Here is a 19450-nt window from a genome sequence, read left to right on the forward strand (position 1 = left end):
CGGAATCGGGCCGTCAGGACCCGGATTCCGGGAGCGCCGAGGGTGGTATCGTGCGGCCGGGTCAGCGGCGGCCGATGGTGAGGACGGGGCCGGTGGTGTCGGCGAAGAAGTCGCCGCCCTTGTCGTCCACCACGATGAAGGCCGGGAAGTCCTCGACCTCGATCTTCCAGACGGCCTCCATGCCGAGCTCCGGGTACTCCAGGACCTCGACCTTCTTGATGCAGTCCTGCGCGAGCCGCGCCGCCGGGCCGCCGATCGAGCCGAGGTAGAACCCGCCGTGCTCCTTGCACGCGTCGGTGACCTGCTTGGACCGGTTGCCCTTCGCCAGCATCACCAGCGAGCCGCCCGCCGCCTGGAACTGCTCGACGTAGGAGTCCATCCGGCCGGCGGTCGTCGGCCCGAACGAGCCCGACGCGTATCCCTCCGGCGTCTTCGCCGGCCCCGCGTAGTAGACGGCGTGGTCCCGCAGGTACCGCGGCATCGGCTCGCCGGCATCCAGCCGCTCCTTGATCTTGGCGTGCGCGATGTCGCGCGCCACCACCAGCGGCCCGGTCAGCGACAGCCGCGTCTTCACCGGGTACTTGGTCAGCTCGGCCCGGATCTCCGCCATCGGACGGTTCAGGTCGATCTTCACGACCTCGTCGTTCAGGTGCTCGTCGGTGGTGTCGGGCAGGTACTGCGCGGGGTCGGTCTCCAGCCGCTCCAGGAACACGCCCTCCGCGGTGATCTTGGCGAGGGCCTGCCGGTCCGCGCTGCACGACACCGCGATCGCCACCGGGCAGGACGCGCCGTGCCGCGGCAGCCGGATCACCCGCACGTCATGGCAGAAGTACTTGCCGCCGAACTGCGCGCCGATGCCGAGCTTCTGCGTCAGCTCGAACACCTGCAGCTCCAGCTCCAGGTCGCGGAAGCCGTTGCCCAGCGGCGAGCCCTCCGTCGGCATCGTGTCCAGGTAGTGCGCCGACGCGTACTTGGCCGTCTTCAGCGCGTACTCGGCGGACGTCCCGCCCACCACGATCGCCAGGTGGTACGGCGGGCACGCCGCCGTGCCCAGCGAGCGGATCTTCTCCTCCAGGAAGGACATCATCCGCTTCGGGTTCAGGACGGCCTTGGTCTCCTGGTACAGGAACGACTTGTTCGCGCTGCCGCCGCCCTTGGCCATGAACAGGAACTTGTAGGCGTCGCCCGGCGCCGCGTACAGCTCGACCTGCGCGGGCAGGTTGCTGCCGGTGTTCTTCTCGTCCCACATCGTCAGCGGCGCCATCTGCGAGTAGCGCAGGTTCAGCTTCGTGTACGCGTCGTACACGCCGCGCGAGATGTGCTCCTCGTCGCGGCCGTCCGTCAGGACGTGCTGGCCGCGCTTGCCCATGACGATCGCGGTGCCGGTGTCCTGGCACATCGGCAGCACGCCGCCGGACGCGATGCCCGCGTTCTTCAGCAGGTCCAGCGCCACGAACCGGTCGTTGGGGGACGCCTCGGGGTCGTCGAGGATCCGGCGCAGCTGCGCCAGGTGCGCGGGCCGCAGCAGGTGCGCGATGTCGCGCATGGCGGTCTCGGTGAGGAGTCGGAGCGCCTCCGGCTCGACCTGCAGGAACGTCCGGCCGTTCGCCTCGAACGTGGAGACCCCGTCGGAGGTCAGGAGCCGGTAGTCGGTCTCGTCGGGGCCGAGCGGCAGCAGGTCGGTGTAGGAGAACTCAGGCATCTCAGGCAGATCCTCGCGCGATTCCGATGGGGGCCGCCTCACAGGGTACGACCCGGCGCCGCAGCCCGAGGACGACCCCCACGGCCACCAGCGCCGCCCCCGCCAGGTCCGCCGGCCCGGGCCGGCCGAGCCCGAGGACCACCGTGGTGACGACCGCACTGACCGGGATCATCCCGGCGAACAGCCCCGCCCGGTCCGCGCCGAGCCGGCCGAGCGCCCCGTACCAGAGCAGGAACGCGATCACGGTGACGATCACCGACAGGTACGCCAGCCCCGCGAACTCCGCGCCGGTCGGCGCCCGCAGCACGGCCGTCCCGTCGGTGACCAGCCCGACGGCCAGCAGCATCGGCGCGGCGATCGCCGCCGAGTACGCCGACACCCGCACCGGGCCGAGCGTCGGCAGCAGCGGGACGGCCAGCAGCGAGAAGCACACCTCCCCGGCGAGCGCGCCCAGCGACAGCAGCAGCCCCCGCAGGCTGCCCCCGCCGAGCCCGTTGGCGAGCGCCGCCCCCGCCGCGACCACGCACGCCGAGGCCACCACCGCCGGCGCGGGCCGGCGGCCCTCCAGCAGCGGCCCGACCAGCGCCAGCACGATCGGCACCGTCGCGATCACCGTGCCGATCGTCGCCGGGCTGGTGTCCCGGGTCGCCGCGACGATGCACACGTTGAACGCGACCAGGCCCGTCCCCGCCAGCGCCGCCAGCAGCGCCCACTCCCGCGCCGCCGGACGCCGGGCCGGGCCGCCGCGCAGCCGCGCCACCGCCAGCAGGATCGCCGCGGCGACCGTGTACCGGACGGCCTGCCCGCCGAAGACCGGGTAGTCCGCGATCGTCGCGGACACCGCGGTCAGCGTGCCGACGAGGAACATCGCGGTCCCGGCGGCGGCGCCGCCCCCGAGGGAGAGAGAGGAGATCTTCATGACTCGAACGCTAGAAGCCCGTTGGACCTGGACACAGAGCCAATGGCTACCATCGATCATGGACCAATCTCGGGCAAGTGACGCATGAACGCCCGATCGACGCTGAGTGTCATGTGACCGACCTCCATCTCCCACTCGACCGCGGGGCGGGACGGCTGGCCGCGCAGATCGCCGCGGGCTTCCGCGCGGCGGTGCGGGCCGGGCGGCTGACCGCGGGCACCCGGCTGCCGTCGAGCCGCGACCTCGCCCGCGACCTCGAGGTGTCCCGCGGCGTTGTCGTGGCCGCCTACGAGCAGCTGACCGCCGAGGGCTTCCTCATCGCCCGGCGCGGCGACGGCACCCGCATCGCCCCCCTCGCCCGCCCCGACGACCCCGTCCCCGCCCCTCCCGCCGAGGACCCGGCCCCCGCCGCGCTCCCGTCCTGCGACATCCCGCCCGACCCCGGCGCGCTCTACGACCTGTGGCCCAGCCAGCCCGACCTGTCCGCCTTCCCCCGGGAGCGCTGGATCGCGGCCACCCGCGCCGCGCTGCGCACGCTCCCCAGCGACGAGCTGACCTACCCCGACCCCGGCGGCGTCCGGCCGCTGCGCACCGAGCTGGCCGGCTACCTCGGCCGGGTCCGCGCCGCCGTCGCCGACCCCGGCCGCGTCGTGATCATGAACGGGGTGGCGCACGGGCTGTCCGCGCTGGTCCGCGTGCTGATCGCGGACGGCCATCGCGCCCTCGCCGTCGAGGACCCCACCAGCGTCCGGCAGCTGCCGATGCTGGAGGCGTCCGGCATCCGGCTCGTCCGCGTCCCCGTGGACGCCGACGGCGTGGACGTCGCCGCGCTCGCCCGCACCAACGCGCGCGCCGTCCTCGTCACGCCCGCCCACCAGTACCCCACCGGCGTCGTGCTGTCCCCGTCCCGCCGCGCCGAGCTGATCGCCTGGGCACGGGACGTCGACGGCGTGATCCTGGAGGACGACTACGACGCCGAGTTCCGCTACGACCGCGAGCCCGTCGGCTGCCTCCAGGGCGTCGACCCCGACCGCGTCGTGCTGCTCGGCTCCGTCAGCAAGGCCCTCGCGCCCGCGCTGCGCCTCGGCTGGACCGTCGCCCCCGCCCGCCTCGCGACGCGGCTCCGCGAACATCGCGGCCAGACCGACCTCGGCGCGCCCGTCATCGAGCAGTACGCCCTCGCCGAGTTCCTCCGCAGCGGCGGCTACGACCGGCATCTGCGCACCATGCGGCGCCGCTACCGGTCCCGCCGCGACGCCCTCGCCGACGCGCTCGCCACATACGTGCCCGGCGCGACGGTTCACGGCGTCTCAGCGGGCATCCACCTCTATGTGGAACTCCCGCCCGGATCAGACGAGGACGCGGTCCTGGCCCGCGCCGCGCGGTCCGGGGTGTCGGCGGCCGGCGCCCGCGAGATGTGGTCCGCCGAACGCGCCGCCGGCGCGCCCCCCGCTCTCGTGCTGGGATATGCCCGAATTGCCGAAAGTCGCCTGGTCAAGGCGGCACAGCTGCTCGGCAAAGCGGTTACCGGGGGGACGGAAGGGTAGGACCAACATCCCCGGTGTAGGAGGTATGGATGAGTCTGGATGAGGCCGCACGGCAGCTGAAGATGGCCGGTCACGACGCGCAGGTCGCCTTCGACTGCGTCGGCCTGGGCGACCTCGAACGCGCACAGGAGCACGCCGTCACCCTGCGCGCCGCCGCCGACGCCGCCGAAGTGGCGCTGAGCCGGGCGCTCCAGGACCTGACGCCGGAACAGGCCCAGGTGGAAGGCGAGAAGGCCGTGAGCGCACTGGAAGAGACCGTGTGATCCCAGGGGGGCGACCCCCTGGAACCCCCGTTACGACGGAGGACGCGTTTCCCGCTCCGCTGGCGCTCCGCGCGAAACGCGTCCTCCGTCGTCGGGCATGCCCGCTGCGCTCGCTGCACTCGCTCCGCGTGCCTGCCCGTGGCCGTGGTTGAGGTCCGGCCTTCCGCGCCTGTGTTCAGCCGGGTCCCCGGAGCGGTAATCGACCAACCACCATCGAACACGCGCGCCCCTGGCACCTCGATCGACTCCGAAGTGCCCTTGGTCAGGCGAAGGGGCGTTCCATGGCGGGGGTGGTGGGGTCGGCGCCCTCGACCGGCTTCGGGTCGAAGCCCTTGGCGGTGACGAAGACGACCAGGATCAGCGCGGCCGGGACGATGAACGCCAGCCGCAGGCCGTGGTCGTGGCTGACCGGCGCGATCGCGCCGACGACGGCGGCGCCGAGCACGAAGCCCACGTAGTTGAAGATGTTGACGCGGGCCACCGCGACGCCGAGGCCGGTCGGGTCGACGCGTCCGGCGGCGGAGAAGGAGACCGGCGCGATCACGCTGAGGCCGAGGCCGGCGACCGCGAAGGCGGTGATGGCGACGGCCGCGTTCGGCGCCGCCACCACGCCGACCATGCCGATGATGCCGACCAGCCCGCCGAGCCGCACCACCTGGACCGGGCCCGAGCGGCGGACGCCGAGGTCGGCGACCGCGCGGCTGATCACCATCGTGATCTGGTAGGCGACGTAGCCGAGCGGCGCGACCCAGTCGGCCGCCGACAGCTCGTCGTCCAGGTACTTGGCGCCGTAGCTCGAGATCGCCGAGTCGGCCAGGTAGGCGACGGCCATCGCCGCGCCGACGATCAGGATCGGGCGCCACGGGACGCTGCGCTCGGCGGCCTTGAGCTCCTCGGCGGACGGCCCGTCGCCCTCCTCCTCGCGCCGGTACAGGCGCGGCCCGGTGGCGAGGGACGCCACGATGCCGACGGCGGCGGCGATCCCGAAGCCGGTGAGGAGCGAGAGGTCCATCTTGTTGGACGCCGACGCCCACAGGCCGCCGAGGATCCCGGCGACGGACCACACCGCGTAGAAGCCGGTGATCAGGCTGACGCCGTACCGCCGCTCCACCGCGATGGCCTGGGCGTTCATGGAGGCGTCGACCGCGCCGACGAACAGGCCGAACAGCGCGACCGCCCCGTAGAGGGCGATGTCGTTGTCGCCGGTGGCGCCGATCAGCACGATGGTGACGGCCACGGCGGGCTGCGCGACCCGCAGCACGAGGCCGCTGCCGAACCGCTTGAACAGCGCGCCCGAGATGACGCTGCCGACGCCGGCGATCAGCGGCACCATGAGCAGCACGAGCGAGAGCGTCCCGTCGCTGAGGTGGTGCGTCTTCTGCATCTTCGGCACCTGCGTCACCAGAGAGGCGAAGCACAGTCCCTGGACGGCGAAAGCGGCGTAGGCGGAGACCCGCGCCCGGCGGTCCCGCTCGGTGATGCCCTCGCTCATGCGGTCCGACCTCTCTGCCTGACGAAATGTGAAGAAGATTCGCGTCAGCGTAGAGACAGGGTACGCGCCGGGTCAATCATCCGGGAAGACGTCCCGATCAGTCGATCAGCCGCCTCCGCATGCCCCGGACCGCCAGTATCCACATCAGGCCCGCGAACGCCACCAGCGCCCCCAGATGCCCGAGGTCGGTGAGCGGCCGCAGCCCGAACACCGCGTCCCGCACCAGCTCCACGCAGTGGTACAGCGGGTTCACCCGCGCCGCGTACCGCGCCCAGTCCGGCAGCGCGTCCACCGGGAAGAACGTCCCCGCCACCAGGAACAGCGGCGTCACCACCCCGGTGATCACGTAGTCGAACGAGTTGATCGACGGCACCACCGACGACGTCCACATCCCGAACAGCCCGAACCCGAGCGCCAGGAAGAACACCATGAACGGCACCAGCAGCATCCCGAACGACGGATCGAGCCCGAAGAACAGCGCCACCACGATCGGCGTGCAGGAGTACACCGACGACTTCGCCGCGATCCACAGCGCCTCCGCCGTCACCAGCTCGTGCACGTCCACCGGCGCCGCCAGGATCGCGTCGTAGGTGTGCTGGAACGACCGCCGGATATAGGAGTTGAACATCCCCGGGAACACCGACGTGAACAGCGCCGCCGTCCCCACCACGCCCGTCGCGACGAAGTCCAGGTACCGGTAGTGCCCGACCGCGGCGACCATCGACCCGAACCCGTAGCCGAACGCCAGCAGGTAGAACGTCGGCTCCACCATCGACGCGAACGACTGCGTCATCCAGTACCGCTTGTACAGGGCCAGCTCGTGCCGCCAGATCCCCTTCAGCGGCGCGACCTCGAAGCGCCGCAGCCGCGGCGCCCGCCCGGCCTCGACGGTCATTCCACTCGCTCCCCGGTCAGCACGACGAACACGTCCTCCAGATTGGCCGCGCGGCGCACGCCGTCCGGCCCCAGCTCCTCGTCGAGCGACGGCGCGATCGTCTCCGCCTTCAGCACCGACACCGACGGGCCGGTCCGCCGCGTCGGCAGCCCCGCCGCCCTCGCGACCCGCTCGACCTCCGCCAGCCGGTCGGGCGGCCCGTAGTGCTCCACCACCCGCTCGCCCGCGTACCGCGCGACCAGCGCCGACGGCGACCCCCGCGCGATCACCCTGCCGTGCGACATCAGCGCGCACTCGTCCGCCAGCCGCTCGGCCTCCTCGATGTAGTGCGTCGACATCAGCACGGTCGTCCCGCGCGAGCGCAGCCCGTCGATCAGGCCCCACAGCTCCGCCCGGACCTGCGGGTCCAGGCCCACCGTCGGCTCGTCCAGCAGCACCAGCGCCGGACGGTGCACCAGCCCCCGCGCGATCAGCAGCCGCCGCCGCATCCCGCCCGAGAGGTCGTCCACCTTCGTCCCCTGGCGCTCGGTCAGGTGCGCGATCGCCAGCGCGTCGTCCACGGCCGCGCGGCGCTCGCGCCGCGGCACCCGGTACAGGTGCGCGAAGATCTCCAGGTTCTCCCGGGCGGTCAGCTCCTCGTCCAGGTTGTCCTGCTGGGGGACGACCCCCATCGCCGCCCGCGCCTGCTTCGACTGCGCGGGGACCTCGAACCCCAGCACCCGGATGGCGCCCTCGTCCGCCACCGCCTGCGCGGTCAGCATCTTCATGGTCGTCGACTTCCCGGCGCCGTTCGGCCCGAGCAGCCCCAGGCAGCTGCCCGCGGGGACGTCCAGGTCCAGCCCGTCCACCGCGGTGAACGTCCCGAACCGCTTGACCACGCCGCGCAGGCTGATCGCCGCCGCCCCGGCCTCCCCCTCCTCGGCCGCGAGCTGCGCACGTTGCACCGTCATGCCGTCACCCTAGGTACCGGTCCCGGCGAAACCCATCCATTTTTCTCGGGGTCCCCCGCCGCGGGCCCAGTAACCTCTTCGTGTGGACATCCCCCGCCGCCCGGGACAGGCGACCCGCGTGAGCGACCTGCGCGCGTCCGACGCCGACCGGGAGCGCGTCGCCGCCGTGCTCGGCGAGGCGCTCGCGGACGGCCGCATCACCATGGACGAGCACGCCGACCGCACCGCCCGCGTCTACGCCGCCCGCACCCTCGGCGAGCTCACCGGCCTCACCCTCGACCTCAGCCCCGAGGAGGCCCAGCCCATCCTCGTGGACGACCGCCCGGTCACGGCCCTCTTCGGCCGCGTCCGCCGCGACGGCCGCTGGGTCGTCCCCGTCAAGCTGCCGCTGCTCGCCCTCTTCGGAACGGTCGAACTCGACCTGCGCGAGGCCGTCCTGCAGCGCCGCCACATCGTGCTCGACTCGATGGTCCTCGCCGGCCGCGTCCGCCTCCTCGTCCCCGAGGGCGTCCGCGTGGACGTCACCGGCCGCACCGTGCTCAGCACCCGCGAGGTCCGGACCCGTCCCGCCGCCGAGGGCCCCACCATCGAGGTCGCCGGCACCCTCCTCTTCGGCTCGGTGAAGGCCAGGGCCCCGAAGCGGACCCTCCGTCAGCGCGTCCGAGGCCGCCTGCGACGCTAGGCCCATGGACGATCTTCCTCCCCTCGAACTCGCCTTCCCCGGCCCCGAACGCGACCGCGGCGTGGCCGCTGTCCTGAACGGCGAGAAGACCGCCTTCACCGGCCTGCTCGAACTCCACGAGAAGGCCGGCGAGCCGGTCCCCGGGCCCGGCGACCGGTTCGCCGTGCTCGACTCCGACGGACGTCCCGCCGCCGCGATCGAGCTCACCGAGGTCCGCGTCGTCCCGATCAAGGAGATCGACGACGCCTACGCGCGCGCCGAAGGCCGCGGCTACGCCGGCGCCGCCGAATGGCGCGCCGACCACGAGCGCTTCTTCCGCAGCGACGGCGTCGCCGCCTTCCTCGGCCGCACGCCCGAGATCACCGACGAGACGCTCGTCGTGGCCCAGCGCTTCCGCCGCCTGGACCCCTGACCAGCGCCTCCTAGACCGCGCTGTCGAAGTTGATGGCGCTGTAGGCGCGGAGCTTGCTGAGCTTGTGCTCGCTGGAGATGGTGCGGATCGTGCCGCTGCGCGACCGCATCACGAGGGAGTGGGTGACGGCCGTGCCCTTGCTGTACCGGACGCCGTCGACCAGCTCCCCGTCGGTGATGCCCGTGGCGGCGAAGAACACGTCGTCGGACGTGACGAGGTCGTCGGTGGTGAGGACGCGGCCGAGGTCGTGGCCGGCGTCGATCGCCTTGCGCCGCTCGGCGTCGTCCTGCGGCCACAGGCGGCCCTGGATGACGCCGCCGAGCGCCTTGATCGCGCAGGCGGCGATGATGCCCTCGGGGGTGCCGCCGATGCCGAGCAGCAGGTCGACGCCGGTGCCGGGGCGGGACGCCATGATCGCCCCGGCGACGTCGCCGTCCAGGATGAACTTGATGCGGGCGCCGGTCTCGCGGACCTCCTTGACGATGCCCTCGTGCCGGGGGCGGTCGAGGATGCAGACGGTCACGTCGTGCGTGGAGGAGCCCTTGGCACGCGCGATGGCGCGGATGTTGTCGGCGATCGGTCGCTCGATGTCGACGACGTCGGCGGCCTCGGGACCGGTGACGAGCTTCTCCATGTAGAACACGGCGGACGGATCGAACATCGATCCGCGCGGGGCCACCGACAGCACGGCGATGGCGTTGCTCATGCCGAGGGCGGTGAGGCGGGTGCCGTCCACCGGGTCGACGGCGACGTCGCACTCCGCGCCGGAGCCGTCGCCGACCTCCTCGCCGTTGTAGAGCATGGGGGCGTTGTCCTTCTCGCCCTCGCCGATCACGACGACGCCGCGCATCGAGACGGTGTTGATGAGCTGGCGCATCGCGTTGACGGCGGCTCCGTCGGCGCCGTTCTTGTCCCCGCGGCCGACCCAGCGGGCCGCGGCCATGGCGGCGGCCTCGGTCACCCGGACCAGCTCCATCGCCAGGTTGCGGTCCGGCGCGGCCGGCTCGGTGGTCAGCGGGGAGGAAACGGTGGTCTCTTCGGACATGACGGGGCGGCCCCTTCGTTCGGTGGTGACTCGGATTCTCCGGGGACCGGACGGCGGGTCACAAATTGGACCAGACCAGCCGGTGCGCCGGGGAGAGCCGCCCGCGTGCGCGGGTCGTTTTGACCGTCACGCGGGCAAGGGATCGTTTCCCCGTGGGAAGAGGGCGTAATCTCAGGGCTCATGAGCAGCGACATCGACGTCTCGTCCGACGGGGCGGCACAGGACGGGGGCGCGGGGGCCGCGGAGGCGCCCGCGCGCACCTCCGACCGCGGGGCCGCCACGCGCAGCGCCCTGCTGTCCGCCGCCCGGGACGTCTTCTGCGAGGCGGGCTTCGCGCAGGCCGCGGTGACCGACATCGTCGCCAAGGCGGGCGCCAGCGTCGGCAGCCTGTACCACCACTTCAACGGCAAGGCCGACCTGTACCTGACGCTGTTCGAGGAGTTCCAGGTCCGCCAGCAGGAGCGCACCCGCAAGGCGATCAACGCGGTGCGGGACGCGGGCGAGAACGACCCGATGCGGCAGTTCGTCGCCGGCGCCGGCGCGTACCTCGACGGGTGCCTGCAGGAGCGGGACGTCGCGCGGCTGTTCATCTCCGGCGACGGCCCGCCCGGGTTCGACCGGGTGATGCGCCAGCGGCTGAACAAGTGGGCGCGCCGGAACGCGGCGCTGTTCCACACCGCGGACGGCGGCGTCGACGAGGCGCTGGTCGTGGTGCTGACGGGCGCGATGGCGGGCGCGGTGTCGGAGATCTCGCTGATGGACGACGAGGACGCGGCGCGCACCCTGGCGGACGAGATCATGGGCATCGTCGGCACGATCAGGAACCCCCGTACAGAGCAGCCGTGACCGTGCGGGATCCTGGAGGGGTGACCGACAAGAGTCCCGCATCCGCTCCGGAGGCCGCCGAGACCGTCTCCGGGTCCGAGCAGCCCGCCGCCGGCGAGCGGCCGCCCGCCGGGGAGCCGGCCGCCGCGGAGGCGCCGCGGGCGCACGGCGAGGCGACCGCCGGTGCCGCTCCGCAGGACGCCGTTTCGGAAGGCGCCGTTTCTGAGGGCGCCGGGGACGCCGCGTCCGGCGAGGGCGACGGCGAGCGGGCCCCGGGCGAGAGCGAGGGCGCGCGGGCCGAGGGCGAGGCCGCGGCGGCACCGCAGGGCGCGGGCCGCCCCGTGGTCCAGGTCAGCCCGGCCGTGTACAAGCGGCTGACGACCGGGCTCGGCGGTTTCACGATGGCGATGGGCGCGTGCCTGCTGCTCGTGCTGGCGATCTTCGTGATCACGCCGCGCGACAACAAGGAGGTGCTGCGCACCGTCGACTACTCCTCGCAGCTGTGGGCCCTGCGCAGCGACGCGCCGTACACGCCGTACGCGCCGGAGGGCCTGCCGCCGACCTGGCGGCCGACGAGCTCGCGCCTGAACGGCCTGGACTCCGGCGGCAAGCAGCCGGTGGCGTGGCATCTCGGGTTCGTGACGCCGAAGGGCGAGTACGCGGCGCTGGAGCAGAGCAACGAGAAGCCGGAAGCGTACGTCCCGCGGATGACCAACAGCAGCAAGCCGATCGGCACGATGCAGGTCGCCGGTGAATCGTGGGCGAAGTACCACCGCAACGACAAGAAGGCGAACTCGCTGGCGCGGCCGGGCCCCGGCGGGATGAGCATCGTGGTGACGGGCACCGCGTCCTACGAGGAGCTGGCGGTGCTCGCCGCCTCGCTGAAGCCGCAGGCCAAGCAGGGTGCGGGCCCGGCGCCGACGGCGTCGGCGCCGGCCACCCAGGGGTCCTGACCCGGGCCCGCGGGCCCGTCCCGGACGCGTGTCCCCCTACGGTCAGAACGGGGCCGGGGCTTCGCCGTCCTCCGGTCCCTGCATGGCGGCGGCGAGCCTGGCGCGCGCGCCCTCGAGCCATTCCTCGCAGACGGCGGCGAGCTTCTCGCCGCGCTCCCACAGGGCGAGCGACTCCTCGAGCGTCAGCCCGCCGGCCTCCAGCCGCTTGACGACGTCGGTCAGCTCGTCGCGGGCCTGCTCGTACGAGGGCTTGCGCTCGGTCGCGTTCTCTTCTGCCACTCGCACCACTCTAGGGCTCTTCGCGGCCGGAGACGGTGGCGGTGAGCCGGCCGCCCGCCAGGCGGACGTGGAGGCGCTCGCCGTCCTCGACGTCGGCGGGCTCCCGCACGACCGCCTCGTCCTCGCGCTGGACGATCGCGTAGCCGCGGTCGAGCGTCGCGGCGGGGGAGAGGGCGAGCAGGCGGGCGCGGGTGTGCGACAGCTCGTCCCCGGCCCGGTCCAGGGCGGACGCCACGCACCGGCGGGTCCGGTCGCGCAGCGCCAGGACTCGTTCGGACTGCCGCTCGATCTCGCGGACCGGGTCGGCGAGGGCGGGCCGCGACCGGACGTTCTTGAGCCAGTGCAGCTCCCGCTCCAGGCCGCCCGCCAGGCAGCGGCGGCCGCGGTCGCGGAGCTGCCGGACGAGCTGGAGCTGCTCGCGCACGTCGGGGACGGTCTTCTTCGCCGCGTCGGTCGGGGTGGAGGCGCGGACGTCGGCGACGAGGTCGAGGATCGGGCTGTCCTGCTCGTGCCCGATCGCGCTGACGACCGGGGTGCGGGCGGCGGCGACCGCGCGGACGAGCGCCTCGTCGGAGAACGGCAGCAGGTCCTCCATGGCGCCGCCGCCGCGCGCGATGACGATGACCTCGATCTCGGGGTCGGCGTCGAGCTTCCGGAGCGCCTCCATGACCTCGCCGACGGCGTAGGAGCCCTGGACGGCGGTGTTCTCGACGCGGAACGCCACGGCGGGCCAGCGGCGGCGGGCGTTCTCCAGGACGTCGTGCTCGGCGTCGGAGTCGCGGCCGCAGATCAGCCCGATCTTGCCGGGCAGGAACGGCAGCGGGCGCTTGCGCTCGGGCCGGAACAGGCCCTCGGAGGCGAGCACCTGCTTGAGCCGCTCCAGCCGGGCCAGCAGCTCGCCGACGCCGACCGGGCGGACCTCGATGGCGCTGAGCGAGAACGTCCCGCGGTTGATCCAGAAGTCGGGCTTGGCGTGCACGACGACGCGGGCGCCGTCGGTGACGGCGGGCCCGGCGGCCTCGAACACCCCGCGCGGGCCGACGACCCGGACGGACATGTTCGCGACGGGGTCGCGCAGCGTCATGTAGACGGTGCCGCCGCGCGCGTTGAGGTCGGTGATCTGGCCCTCGACCCAGATCCGGCCGAGGCGGCCGATCCAGCCGCCGACCGCCTGCAGGACGGTCCGCACCGGCACGGGGGACTCGGCCGTGGTCTCCATCGCCATGCCCCGAAGCCTACGGGCGCCGGGAGGCCGGCGGCGTGTGACGGACGAGACATGCCGGACCGCGCCAATGCTTAGCCACACTAACTTAGACTGACTAAGTAATCTCGAGGAGAGCAACCGTGACCGTTACCGAGAGCGCGCTGGCCGAGCAGCTCAACCGCAGCCTCCGGCACATCGTGCTGATGCTGCGCCGGGCCGGCGCCGACCAGGCGATCACCAGCCAGCAGCTGTCGGTGCTCGGCTCGCTGGAGCACGGGCCGCGCCGCATGACCGAGCTGGCCGCCGAGCACGGCGTCCGGCTCCCCACCATGACCGCGCAGATCAACCGGCTGGAGCGGGACGGCCTGGTCGAGCGCGGCCGCGACGGCTCGGACGCCCGCGTCGTCACGGCCGCGCTCACCGCGACCGGCCGCGAGCGGCTGGCCGCCGGGCGCGAGCAGCGGATCGGCTTCCTCGCCGAACGGTTCGCGGTGCTGACGGACGAGGAGCGCGCGGCGGTCGCCGCGGCGCTGCCCGCCCTCGACAAGCTCTTCACCGCTCCTTGATCTCTTAAAGGGGGGTCTCCATGCACGCTGTTCCCTCATCGAAGGGCGGCGGCATCCTCAGGCAGCCGATGTCGGTGTGGGCCACCGCCTTCGCCGCCGTCGTCGCCTTCATGGGCATCGGGCTCGTCGATCCGATCCTGCCCGCGATCGCCGCGAACCTGCGGGCCACACCGAGCCAGGTCTCGCTGCTGTTCACCAGCTACTTCCTGATCACCGCGGTGGCCATGCTGATCACCGGCTGGGTGTCCAGCCGGATCGGCGGCAAGAGGACGCTGATGATCGGGCTCACCCTCGTCGTGGTGTTCGCCGCGCTCGCCGGGACGTCCGACACCGTCGGCCAGCTCGTCGGCTTCCGCGCCGGCTGGGGCCTCGGCAACGCGCTGTTCGTCGCCACCGCGCTCGCCGTGATCGTCGGCGCGGCGTCCGGCGGCGCCGAGAAGGCCATCGTCCTGTACGAGGCCGCGCTCGGCCTCGGCATCTCGCTCGGCCCGCTCGTCGGCGCGCTGCTCGGCGACATGAACTGGCGCTTCCCGTTCTTCGGCACCGCGATCCTGATGGCCGTCGGCTTCCTGCTGATCGTCACGCTGCTCAAGGCGCCGCCGAAGCCCGCGGAGAAGACCCGGCTGACCGCGCCGATCCGGGCGCTCGGGCACGGCGGGCTGTCCACCACCGCGTTCACCGCGCTGTTCTACAACTACGCGTTCTTCACCGTCCTCGCCTTCACCCCGTTCGTGCTCGGGATGAGCGCGCACGGCATCGGACTGGTGTTCTTCGGCTGGGGCGTCATGGTCGCGCTGGCCTCGGTGTTCGGCGCGCCCGCGCTGCAGCGCCGGATCGGGACGGTCCGCGTCATGTACCTCGGGCTGGCGCTGCTGGTGCTGTTCCAGCTCGGCCTCGCCTTCCTCGGGCACGACGGGATCATCGCCTGCACGATCCTGTCCGGCATCCCGATCGGGCTGAACAACACCGCGTTCACCGAGGCCGCGATGGAGGTCTCCGACAACCCGCGGCCCGTCGCGTCCGCCGGGTACAACTTCGTCCGCTGGATGGGCGGCGCCCTCGCCCCCTACTTCGCGACGAAGCTCGCCGAGGAGGTCAACCCGCACCTCCCGTACGTCGTCGGCGCCGCGTGCTGCGTCGTCGCGATGGGCGTCCTGGTGGTGCGCCGCCGCCACATGGCGCCCCTGGAGCGCGTCGACATCGACCACGCCTTCCAGGACGAACCGCTGCCCGCCCAGGCGTGACCGCAGGCGGCACCGCTTCAACGATCACCCGCGCGGCGGCTCGCCTCCGCTGCCGCCGCCGCGCGGGTGTCAGCGCGCCCGCCCCGGTTCCGGCGCCGGAGCCGGGGCCGGCACCGGGAACGGACGGTGCGCGGCGGCCCAGCGCGCCGCCGGGACGAACGCGACCGCCGCCACCAGGAAGACCGCGCCGAAGACGGCCCAGCCGCCCATGCCGTGGCGCAGCGCCGTCTGCGTGACGACGAGCGGCCCGAGCAGCACCCCGGCCGCGAAACCGCTGTTGAAGACCCCCTGGTAGACGCCGTGCGCGCGCTCGTCCGCCAGCTCGTAGCTGAGCGCCCAGGTGCCCGCCGCGCACAGCACCTCGCCGACCGTCTGGACCACCAGCGCCGCCAGGATCAGCAGGGACGCCGTCCACGGCTCCGGGCCCTTGGCCAGCCCGAACAGCAGGCAGCCGACCGCCATGAGCGTCCCGGCGCGCAGGCACGCCCGCGCCGCGACCCGCGGGTCCTCCACGCCGCGGCTCATCCGCACCTGCAACGCGATGACCAGGGCCGTGTTCAGCACCAGGCAGGCCGAGACGAGCAGGCGCGGCGCGTGCGTCTCGCGCGTCACCCACAGCGGCACGCCGACCTCGAGGATCCCCTGCTGCAGCACCAGCACCCCGCCCAGCACGGTGATGACCAGGTACGGGACATCGGCCAGCGCGCCGAAACCGGCGCCGCCGGACGCCGCGTCCCGCGCCGGACGCACCGCCGGGACACGCGTCAGCAGGAGCGCCGCCCCGACGAACGTCACCGCGTCGAGCACCACGATCGTCCGGTAGGCGGCGGGGGTGTCCGCGATCAGCGCCAGGGACGCCAGCGCCGCCCCGACGCCGACCCCGGTGTTGGTCATCATCCGCAGGAACGCCCGGCCCGGCATCCGCAGCTCCGCGGGCAGCGCGTGCGCCACCAGCGCGTTGCGGACGGCGCTCGCGCCCCGGTCCAGGAACGTGACGCCGCAGATCAGCGGCACCGCCGCCCAGAACGAGTGCACCTGCGTGTAGCCGAGGATCAGCACCCCCTCCGCACCCAGCAGCGCGACCACCGTCGGGCGCGCCCCGAACCGGTCGGCGACGCGGCCCATCGGCACCCCCGCCGCGATCCCGAACACCCCGCCCACCGCCAGCGCGACCCCGACCTGGGCCGGCGACATCCCGACCGCGCGGGTGAACAGCAGCGCGCTGGTGGTCATGAACAGGCCGTTGCCGAGCGTGTTGACCAGCATCGCCGCGGCCAGCACCCGGATCACCGGATGCCGCGCCAGGGCGGCCACGCCCGGGGGCGGGGAGGAGATCGTCGTCATGCGGCCATCCCAGCCGCGCGGCCCGCCGACGGGAATGGATTTAGGATTCTGCTCAATGTACGAGTTCAGGCTCGGCATCCAGGACCTCGCCGAGACGTCGTTCGGGATGTCACCGCTGTTCGAGCTGGTGTTCAGCCTGCGTCCGCGGGTGTTCCCGGCCAAACACCCCGAGCACCTGCCCTGGGTGCGGGAGACCGCCGCCGCGTACGCCCGGCTCGACACCGCGCTCCTGGACGTCCTGTTCGCACCGCACGGCTGGATCCCCGACTTCCTCACGCCCCGCCCGGCCGGGATCGGCAACGAGATCGCCGACGACCTCGCCGTGCTGCGGGAGACGCCGCCGGACGCCGTCCGGCACGACATCGCCGCCGCGTACCGGCACGTGCCCGTCCCGCCGTTGCTGAGCGGCGATCCGGCGGCCGTCCTCGACCGGATCTGCGCGGCGTTCGAGGCGTACTGGGACGCCTGCGTCGAGCCGTACTGGGCCCGGATGCGGGCCGTCCTGGAGGCCGACCTGGCGCACCGGGCCCGGCGGCTGGCCTTCGGCGGGGCCGCCGCGCTGTTCGCCGAGCTGGACGACCGGATCAGCTGGACGCCGGGCCTCGTCCGGCTCGTCGTCCCCTCCGGGCTCGCGCCCGAACGCGCCGTGGACGTCGCCGGACGCGGGCTCGTCCTCGTCCCGGGCCTGTTCCTGCGCGGCGCGATCACCATGATCGACGAGCAGGGCCCGCCGCTGATCTGCTATCCGGCGCGCGGCCGCGGCGCGATCTGGGACCACACCGCCCCCGAGGGCCCCGCGGCCCTCGCCGCGCTCATCGGCGCGCGCCGCGCGGAACTGCTGGTCATGCTGGCCGCGCCCGCCTCCACCACGGACCTCGCCGCGCGCCTCGGCGTCACGCCGGGCGCCGTCAGCCACCATCTGACCGCCCTGCACGCGGGCGGCCTCCTGAACTGCACGCGCGCCGGACGCTCCGTCCTTTACATGCGCAGCCCACTGGGCGACCAGCTCGTCCGCTGACCCCGCCGGAGGACCGCGGTCACGGGTCCGTACACGCGCCGAGGCCCGTCCGGAACACGGCCGGACGGGCCTCCACGCATGCGCTCCCGGGTCAGTTGAGCCCGTTGAGCTTGGCGATCCGGTTCTCGTACATCTTGATCACTTCGGGGCGGGCGGCGTGCTTGCGCTCGTACTCGCGCAGCAGCTTCACCTGGTCCGCCGACAGCCCCCGCAGCCGCGCGCGCAGCTGCGGCAGCGTGGCGTCGTCGTAGTTCGGCACCGGCAGGCCCTCGGCCGCCCGCTCGGCCTCCGCCGGCGCGGCCGGCCTCAGCTCGGGCTTCGGGTCGAACGGGCCCTCCTCCGCGGCCTTCCCCGCCGGCGGCGCGGGCGTCGGGTCCGCCTCCGGGACGGGGTTCGGAGCCGGCTCGGCCTGCGCCTCCGGCTCCGGACGCGGCTCGGCGGGCTTCGGCTCCGGCGCCGGCTTCGCGACCGGAGCGTCCTGGGCGGGCTTCGGAGCGGGCTTCGCGGCCGGCTTGCCGACGGAGATCTCCCCGTCGGCCGCCCGGCGCTGCGCCGTCCGGACCGTCCCGCGCTCCGCCGCCGGCCTGGCCGGCCGGGTGCGGGTCCGCGGCCGCGGCTCCGGCTCGGGCTCCTCCCCGCCGCGGACCGTCTCCACGACCTTCCCGACGACCTTCTCCGCGGTGTGCCGGACGTCGTCGCGCAGCCGGCCGATCACCGGGCCGACGCCGTCGCCCTCGGTGATCTCCTTGTAGTCGCGGCTCACCCGGTCGCCGAGCAGCAGCGCCCGGCCCACACCGAACATGGCCAGCCGGACGGCGTGCAGCGGGAGATCGCGGACCTGCTCGCCCACCGCGTCCTGGACCTGCTGCTTGAGGCGGCGCGGCGATCTCGTCATGGTCATTCCTCTTCCTGCCGTCCTGTTCACGCACATGCGGCAATCGTCTTCTCGTGTCTCACTCTGCCCCATGGGTGCGAGGAGGGTCACCCCGGGTTAATGGAATTCTGTCCAAAAGCCGCGTGGAGTGGGTCACACAGCGGGCTTCACCAGAGCTTTACCCGTTTCCACGGCGGTCTCCCGCCGCCCGGCGCGCCGGGTCCCGCCGTGCACGGCGCGGGCGGGGCGGCTCGTACGATGGGGGCATGACCGCCAACAGCCAGCGCCGTGTCCTGCTCGCCAAGCCGCGTGGTTACTGCGCGGGCGTCGACCGCGCCGTCCAGACGGTCGAGATCGCCCTGGAGAAGTACGGGGCGCCGATCTACGTCCGCAAGCAGATCGTGCACAACGTCCACGTCGTCAAGACGCTGGAGGAGCGCGGCGCGATCTTCGTGGACGAGACCGAGGAGGTCCCCGAGGGCGCCATCGTGGTGTTCTCCGCGCACGGCGTCGCCCCCGTCGTCCACGACGAGGCCCGCGGCCTGAACCTGCGCACCATCGACGCCACCTGCCCGCTGGTGACCAAGGTCCACAAGGAGGCCGTCCGGTTCGCCGCGCAGGACTACGACATCCTGCTGATCGGCCACGAGGGGCACGAGGAGGTCATCGGCACCACCGGCGAGGCGCCCGACCACATCCACCTCGTCGACGGCCCCGACGACGTCGCCAACATCACCGTCCGCGACCCGGAGAAGGTCGCCTGGCTGTCGCAGACCACCCTGTCGGTGGACGAGACGATCGCCACGGTCGAGAAGCTCCGCGAGCGGTTCCCCAAGCTGACGGACCCGCCGTCCGACGACATCTGCTACGCCACCCAGAACCGGCAGACCGCCGTCAAGGAGATGGCCGCGCGGTCGCAGCTGGTCATCGTGGTCGGCTCCACGAACTCCTCCAACTCCGTCCGGCTGGTCGAGGTCGCCAAGGAGCACGGCGCCGACGACGCCCACTTGGTCGACTACGCCGAGCAGATCGACCCGGCCTGGCTGGAGGGCGTCGACGTCGTCGGCGTCACCAGCGGCGCCTCCGTCCCGGACGAGCTCGTCCAGGGCGTCCTGGCGTGGCTGGCCGAGCGCGGCTTCGACGAGGCGGAGGAGATCGAGTCCGTCGAGGAGCGGATGCGCTTCTCCCTGCCGAAGGAACTCCGCAAGGACCTCCGCGCCACGCCCGTCTAGCCGG

At 73.2% G+C, this 19450-nt stretch carries 20 protein-coding genes; 10 read left to right on the forward strand and 10 right to left on the reverse strand.

Annotated elements, in window-relative coordinates:
• Positions 1 to 61: 61 nt before the first annotated feature.
• Positions 62 to 1702: a fumarate hydratase gene (locus ABT299_RS07760; protein ID WP_387022983.1), complete on the reverse strand. Its 1641-nt coding sequence runs from the start codon at positions 1700 to 1702 to the stop codon at positions 62 to 64.
• Position 1703: 1 nt separating this feature from the next.
• Positions 1704 to 2621 carry a DMT family transporter gene (locus ABT299_RS07765; protein ID WP_500250141.1) on the reverse strand — a complete coding sequence of 306 codons (918 nt, stop codon included), beginning with the start codon at positions 2619 to 2621 and terminating at the stop codon, positions 1704 to 1706.
• 113 nt (positions 2622 to 2734) lie between these two features.
• Between ABT299_RS07765 and pdxR the strand changes: the two genes are divergently transcribed.
• Positions 2735 to 4168, forward strand: a complete 1434-nt coding sequence (gene pdxR, locus ABT299_RS07770) for a MocR-like pyridoxine biosynthesis transcription factor PdxR (protein ID WP_433148317.1) — start codon at positions 2735 to 2737, stop codon at positions 4166 to 4168.
• 29 nt (positions 4169 to 4197) lie between these two features.
• Positions 4198 to 4431 carry a hypothetical protein gene (locus ABT299_RS07775; RefSeq protein ID WP_190861675.1) on the forward strand — a complete coding sequence of 78 codons (234 nt, stop codon included), beginning with the start codon at positions 4198 to 4200 and terminating at the stop codon, positions 4429 to 4431.
• A 262-nt stretch (positions 4432 to 4693) separates the two neighbouring features.
• Here ABT299_RS07775 and ABT299_RS07780 read toward each other — a convergent pair whose 3' ends face one another.
• From ABT299_RS07780 to ABT299_RS07790, 3 genes are all read right to left on the reverse strand, one after another.
• Positions 4694 to 5923, reverse strand: a complete 1230-nt coding sequence (locus tag ABT299_RS07780) for an MFS transporter (RefSeq protein WP_500250142.1) — start codon at positions 5921 to 5923, stop codon at positions 4694 to 4696.
• A gap of 97 nt (positions 5924 to 6020) precedes the next feature.
• The gene (locus tag ABT299_RS07785) at positions 6021 to 6818 is read right to left on the reverse strand and encodes an ABC transporter permease (protein ID WP_190861679.1); all 798 of its coding nucleotides are present in this window, start codon (positions 6816 to 6818) and stop codon (positions 6021 to 6023) included.
• A complete protein-coding gene (locus ABT299_RS07790) occupies positions 6815 to 7768 on the reverse strand; it encodes an ABC transporter ATP-binding protein (protein ID WP_433245814.1) in 954 nt (317 codons plus the stop codon). The genes ABT299_RS07785 and ABT299_RS07790 overlap by 4 nt, the downstream gene beginning before the upstream one ends.
• Positions 7769 to 7850: 82 nt before the next feature.
• Here ABT299_RS07790 and ABT299_RS07795 point away from each other — a divergent pair, with 82 nt between their 5' ends.
• On the forward strand, positions 7851 to 8450 hold the full coding sequence (locus ABT299_RS07795) for a DUF1707 SHOCT-like domain-containing protein (RefSeq protein WP_500250143.1): 600 nt from the start codon (positions 7851 to 7853) through the stop codon (positions 8448 to 8450).
• A 4-nt stretch (positions 8451 to 8454) separates the two neighbouring features.
• The gene (locus ABT299_RS07800) at positions 8455 to 8862 is read left to right on the forward strand and encodes an ASCH domain-containing protein (protein WP_190861685.1); all 408 of its coding nucleotides are present in this window, start codon (positions 8455 to 8457) and stop codon (positions 8860 to 8862) included.
• Between the two features lie 10 nt (positions 8863 to 8872).
• Here the strand turns inward: ABT299_RS07800 and glpX are convergent, their stop codons facing one another.
• The gene (glpX, locus tag ABT299_RS07805; RefSeq protein ID WP_190861687.1) at positions 8873 to 9907 is read right to left on the reverse strand and encodes a class II fructose-bisphosphatase; all 1035 of its coding nucleotides are present in this window, start codon (positions 9905 to 9907) and stop codon (positions 8873 to 8875) included.
• A 180-nt stretch (positions 9908 to 10087) separates the two neighbouring features.
• Between glpX and ABT299_RS07810 the strand changes: the two genes are divergently transcribed.
• Complete coding sequence (locus ABT299_RS07810; RefSeq protein WP_190861690.1) at positions 10088 to 10753, forward strand: TetR/AcrR family transcriptional regulator; 666 nt, start codon at positions 10088 to 10090, stop codon at positions 10751 to 10753.
• Between the two features lie 20 nt (positions 10754 to 10773).
• Entirely contained in the window at positions 10774 to 11685 is a 912-nt protein-coding gene (locus tag ABT299_RS07815) for a DUF4245 domain-containing protein (RefSeq protein WP_500250144.1), read from the forward strand.
• A 42-nt stretch (positions 11686 to 11727) separates the two neighbouring features.
• On the opposite strand, the gene ABT299_RS07820 is transcribed toward ABT299_RS07815, so the two are convergent.
• On the reverse strand, positions 11728 to 11964 hold the full coding sequence (locus tag ABT299_RS07820) for an exodeoxyribonuclease VII small subunit (protein ID WP_173096270.1): 237 nt from the start codon (positions 11962 to 11964) through the stop codon (positions 11728 to 11730).
• A gap of 10 nt (positions 11965 to 11974) precedes the next feature.
• A complete protein-coding gene (gene xseA, locus ABT299_RS07825; protein WP_500250145.1) occupies positions 11975 to 13189 on the reverse strand; it encodes an exodeoxyribonuclease VII large subunit in 1215 nt (404 codons plus the stop codon).
• 119 nt (positions 13190 to 13308) lie between these two features.
• On the opposite strand from xseA, the gene ABT299_RS07830 reads away from it, so the two are divergent.
• Both ABT299_RS07830 and ABT299_RS07835 read left to right on the forward strand, forming a co-directional pair.
• Entirely contained in the window at positions 13309 to 13734 is a 426-nt protein-coding gene (locus tag ABT299_RS07830) for a MarR family winged helix-turn-helix transcriptional regulator (RefSeq protein ID WP_347256900.1), read from the forward strand.
• Between the two features lie 20 nt (positions 13735 to 13754).
• The gene (locus ABT299_RS07835) at positions 13755 to 14978 is read left to right on the forward strand and encodes an MFS transporter (protein ID WP_387022964.1); all 1224 of its coding nucleotides are present in this window, start codon (positions 13755 to 13757) and stop codon (positions 14976 to 14978) included.
• Positions 14979 to 15047: 69 nt separating this feature from the next.
• On the opposite strand, the gene ABT299_RS07840 is transcribed toward ABT299_RS07835, so the two are convergent.
• Positions 15048 to 16322: an MFS transporter gene (locus ABT299_RS07840; RefSeq protein WP_500250146.1), complete on the reverse strand. Its 1275-nt coding sequence runs from the start codon at positions 16320 to 16322 to the stop codon at positions 15048 to 15050.
• Between the two features lie 55 nt (positions 16323 to 16377).
• Between ABT299_RS07840 and ABT299_RS07845 the strand changes: the two genes are divergently transcribed.
• Entirely contained in the window at positions 16378 to 17340 is a 963-nt protein-coding gene (locus tag ABT299_RS07845) for an ArsR/SmtB family transcription factor (RefSeq protein ID WP_500250147.1), read from the forward strand.
• A 91-nt stretch (positions 17341 to 17431) separates the two neighbouring features.
• Here ABT299_RS07845 and ABT299_RS07850 read toward each other — a convergent pair whose 3' ends face one another.
• Positions 17432 to 18235 carry a DUF8129 domain-containing protein gene (locus tag ABT299_RS07850; protein ID WP_190861703.1) on the reverse strand — a complete coding sequence of 268 codons (804 nt, stop codon included), beginning with the start codon at positions 18233 to 18235 and terminating at the stop codon, positions 17432 to 17434.
• Between the two features lie 245 nt (positions 18236 to 18480).
• On the opposite strand from ABT299_RS07850, the gene ABT299_RS07855 reads away from it, so the two are divergent.
• Positions 18481 to 19446, forward strand: a complete 966-nt coding sequence (locus tag ABT299_RS07855; RefSeq protein WP_500250148.1) for a 4-hydroxy-3-methylbut-2-enyl diphosphate reductase — start codon at positions 18481 to 18483, stop codon at positions 19444 to 19446.
• The last annotated feature ends 4 nt before the right edge of the window (positions 19447 to 19450 follow it).

The sequence above is a fragment of the Spirillospora sp. NPDC000708 genome (assembly GCF_040299565.1).
Lineage (GTDB): Bacteria > Actinomycetota > Actinomycetes > Streptosporangiales > Streptosporangiaceae > Spirillospora.

Coding starts and splice junctions, on each gene's coding strand:
- ABT299_RS07760 (WP_387022983.1), bottom strand. CDS start 1,702: ATGCCTGAGTTCTCCTACACCGACCTGCTGCCGCTCGGCCCCGACGAG.
- ABT299_RS07765 (WP_500250141.1), bottom strand. CDS start 2,621: ATGAAGATCTCCTCTCTCTCCCTCGGGGGCGGCGCCGCCGCCGGGACC.
- ABT299_RS07775 (WP_190861675.1), top strand. CDS start 4,198: ATGAGTCTGGATGAGGCCGCACGGCAGCTGAAGATGGCCGGTCACGAC.
- ABT299_RS07780 (WP_500250142.1), bottom strand. CDS start 5,923: ATGAGCGAGGGCATCACCGAGCGGGACCGCCGGGCGCGGGTCTCCGCC.
- ABT299_RS07785 (WP_190861679.1), bottom strand. CDS start 6,818: ATGACCGTCGAGGCCGGGCGGGCGCCGCGGCTGCGGCGCTTCGAGGTC.
- ABT299_RS07790 (WP_433245814.1), bottom strand. CDS start 7,768: ATGACGGTGCAACGTGCGCAGCTCGCGGCCGAGGAGGGGGAGGCCGGG.
- ABT299_RS07800 (WP_190861685.1), top strand. CDS start 8,455: ATGGACGATCTTCCTCCCCTCGAACTCGCCTTCCCCGGCCCCGAACGC.
- glpX (WP_190861687.1), bottom strand. CDS start 9,907: ATGTCCGAAGAGACCACCGTTTCCTCCCCGCTGACCACCGAGCCGGCC.
- ABT299_RS07810 (WP_190861690.1), top strand. CDS start 10,088: ATGAGCAGCGACATCGACGTCTCGTCCGACGGGGCGGCACAGGACGGG.
- xseA (WP_500250145.1), bottom strand. CDS start 13,189: ATGGCGATGGAGACCACGGCCGAGTCCCCCGTGCCGGTGCGGACCGTC.
- ABT299_RS07835 (WP_387022964.1), top strand. CDS start 13,755: ATGCACGCTGTTCCCTCATCGAAGGGCGGCGGCATCCTCAGGCAGCCG.
- ABT299_RS07840 (WP_500250146.1), bottom strand. CDS start 16,322: ATGACGACGATCTCCTCCCCGCCCCCGGGCGTGGCCGCCCTGGCGCGG.
- ABT299_RS07845 (WP_500250147.1), top strand. CDS start 16,378: ATGTACGAGTTCAGGCTCGGCATCCAGGACCTCGCCGAGACGTCGTTC.
- ABT299_RS07850 (WP_190861703.1), bottom strand. CDS start 18,235: ATGACGAGATCGCCGCGCCGCCTCAAGCAGCAGGTCCAGGACGCGGTG.
- ABT299_RS07855 (WP_500250148.1), top strand. CDS start 18,481: ATGACCGCCAACAGCCAGCGCCGTGTCCTGCTCGCCAAGCCGCGTGGT.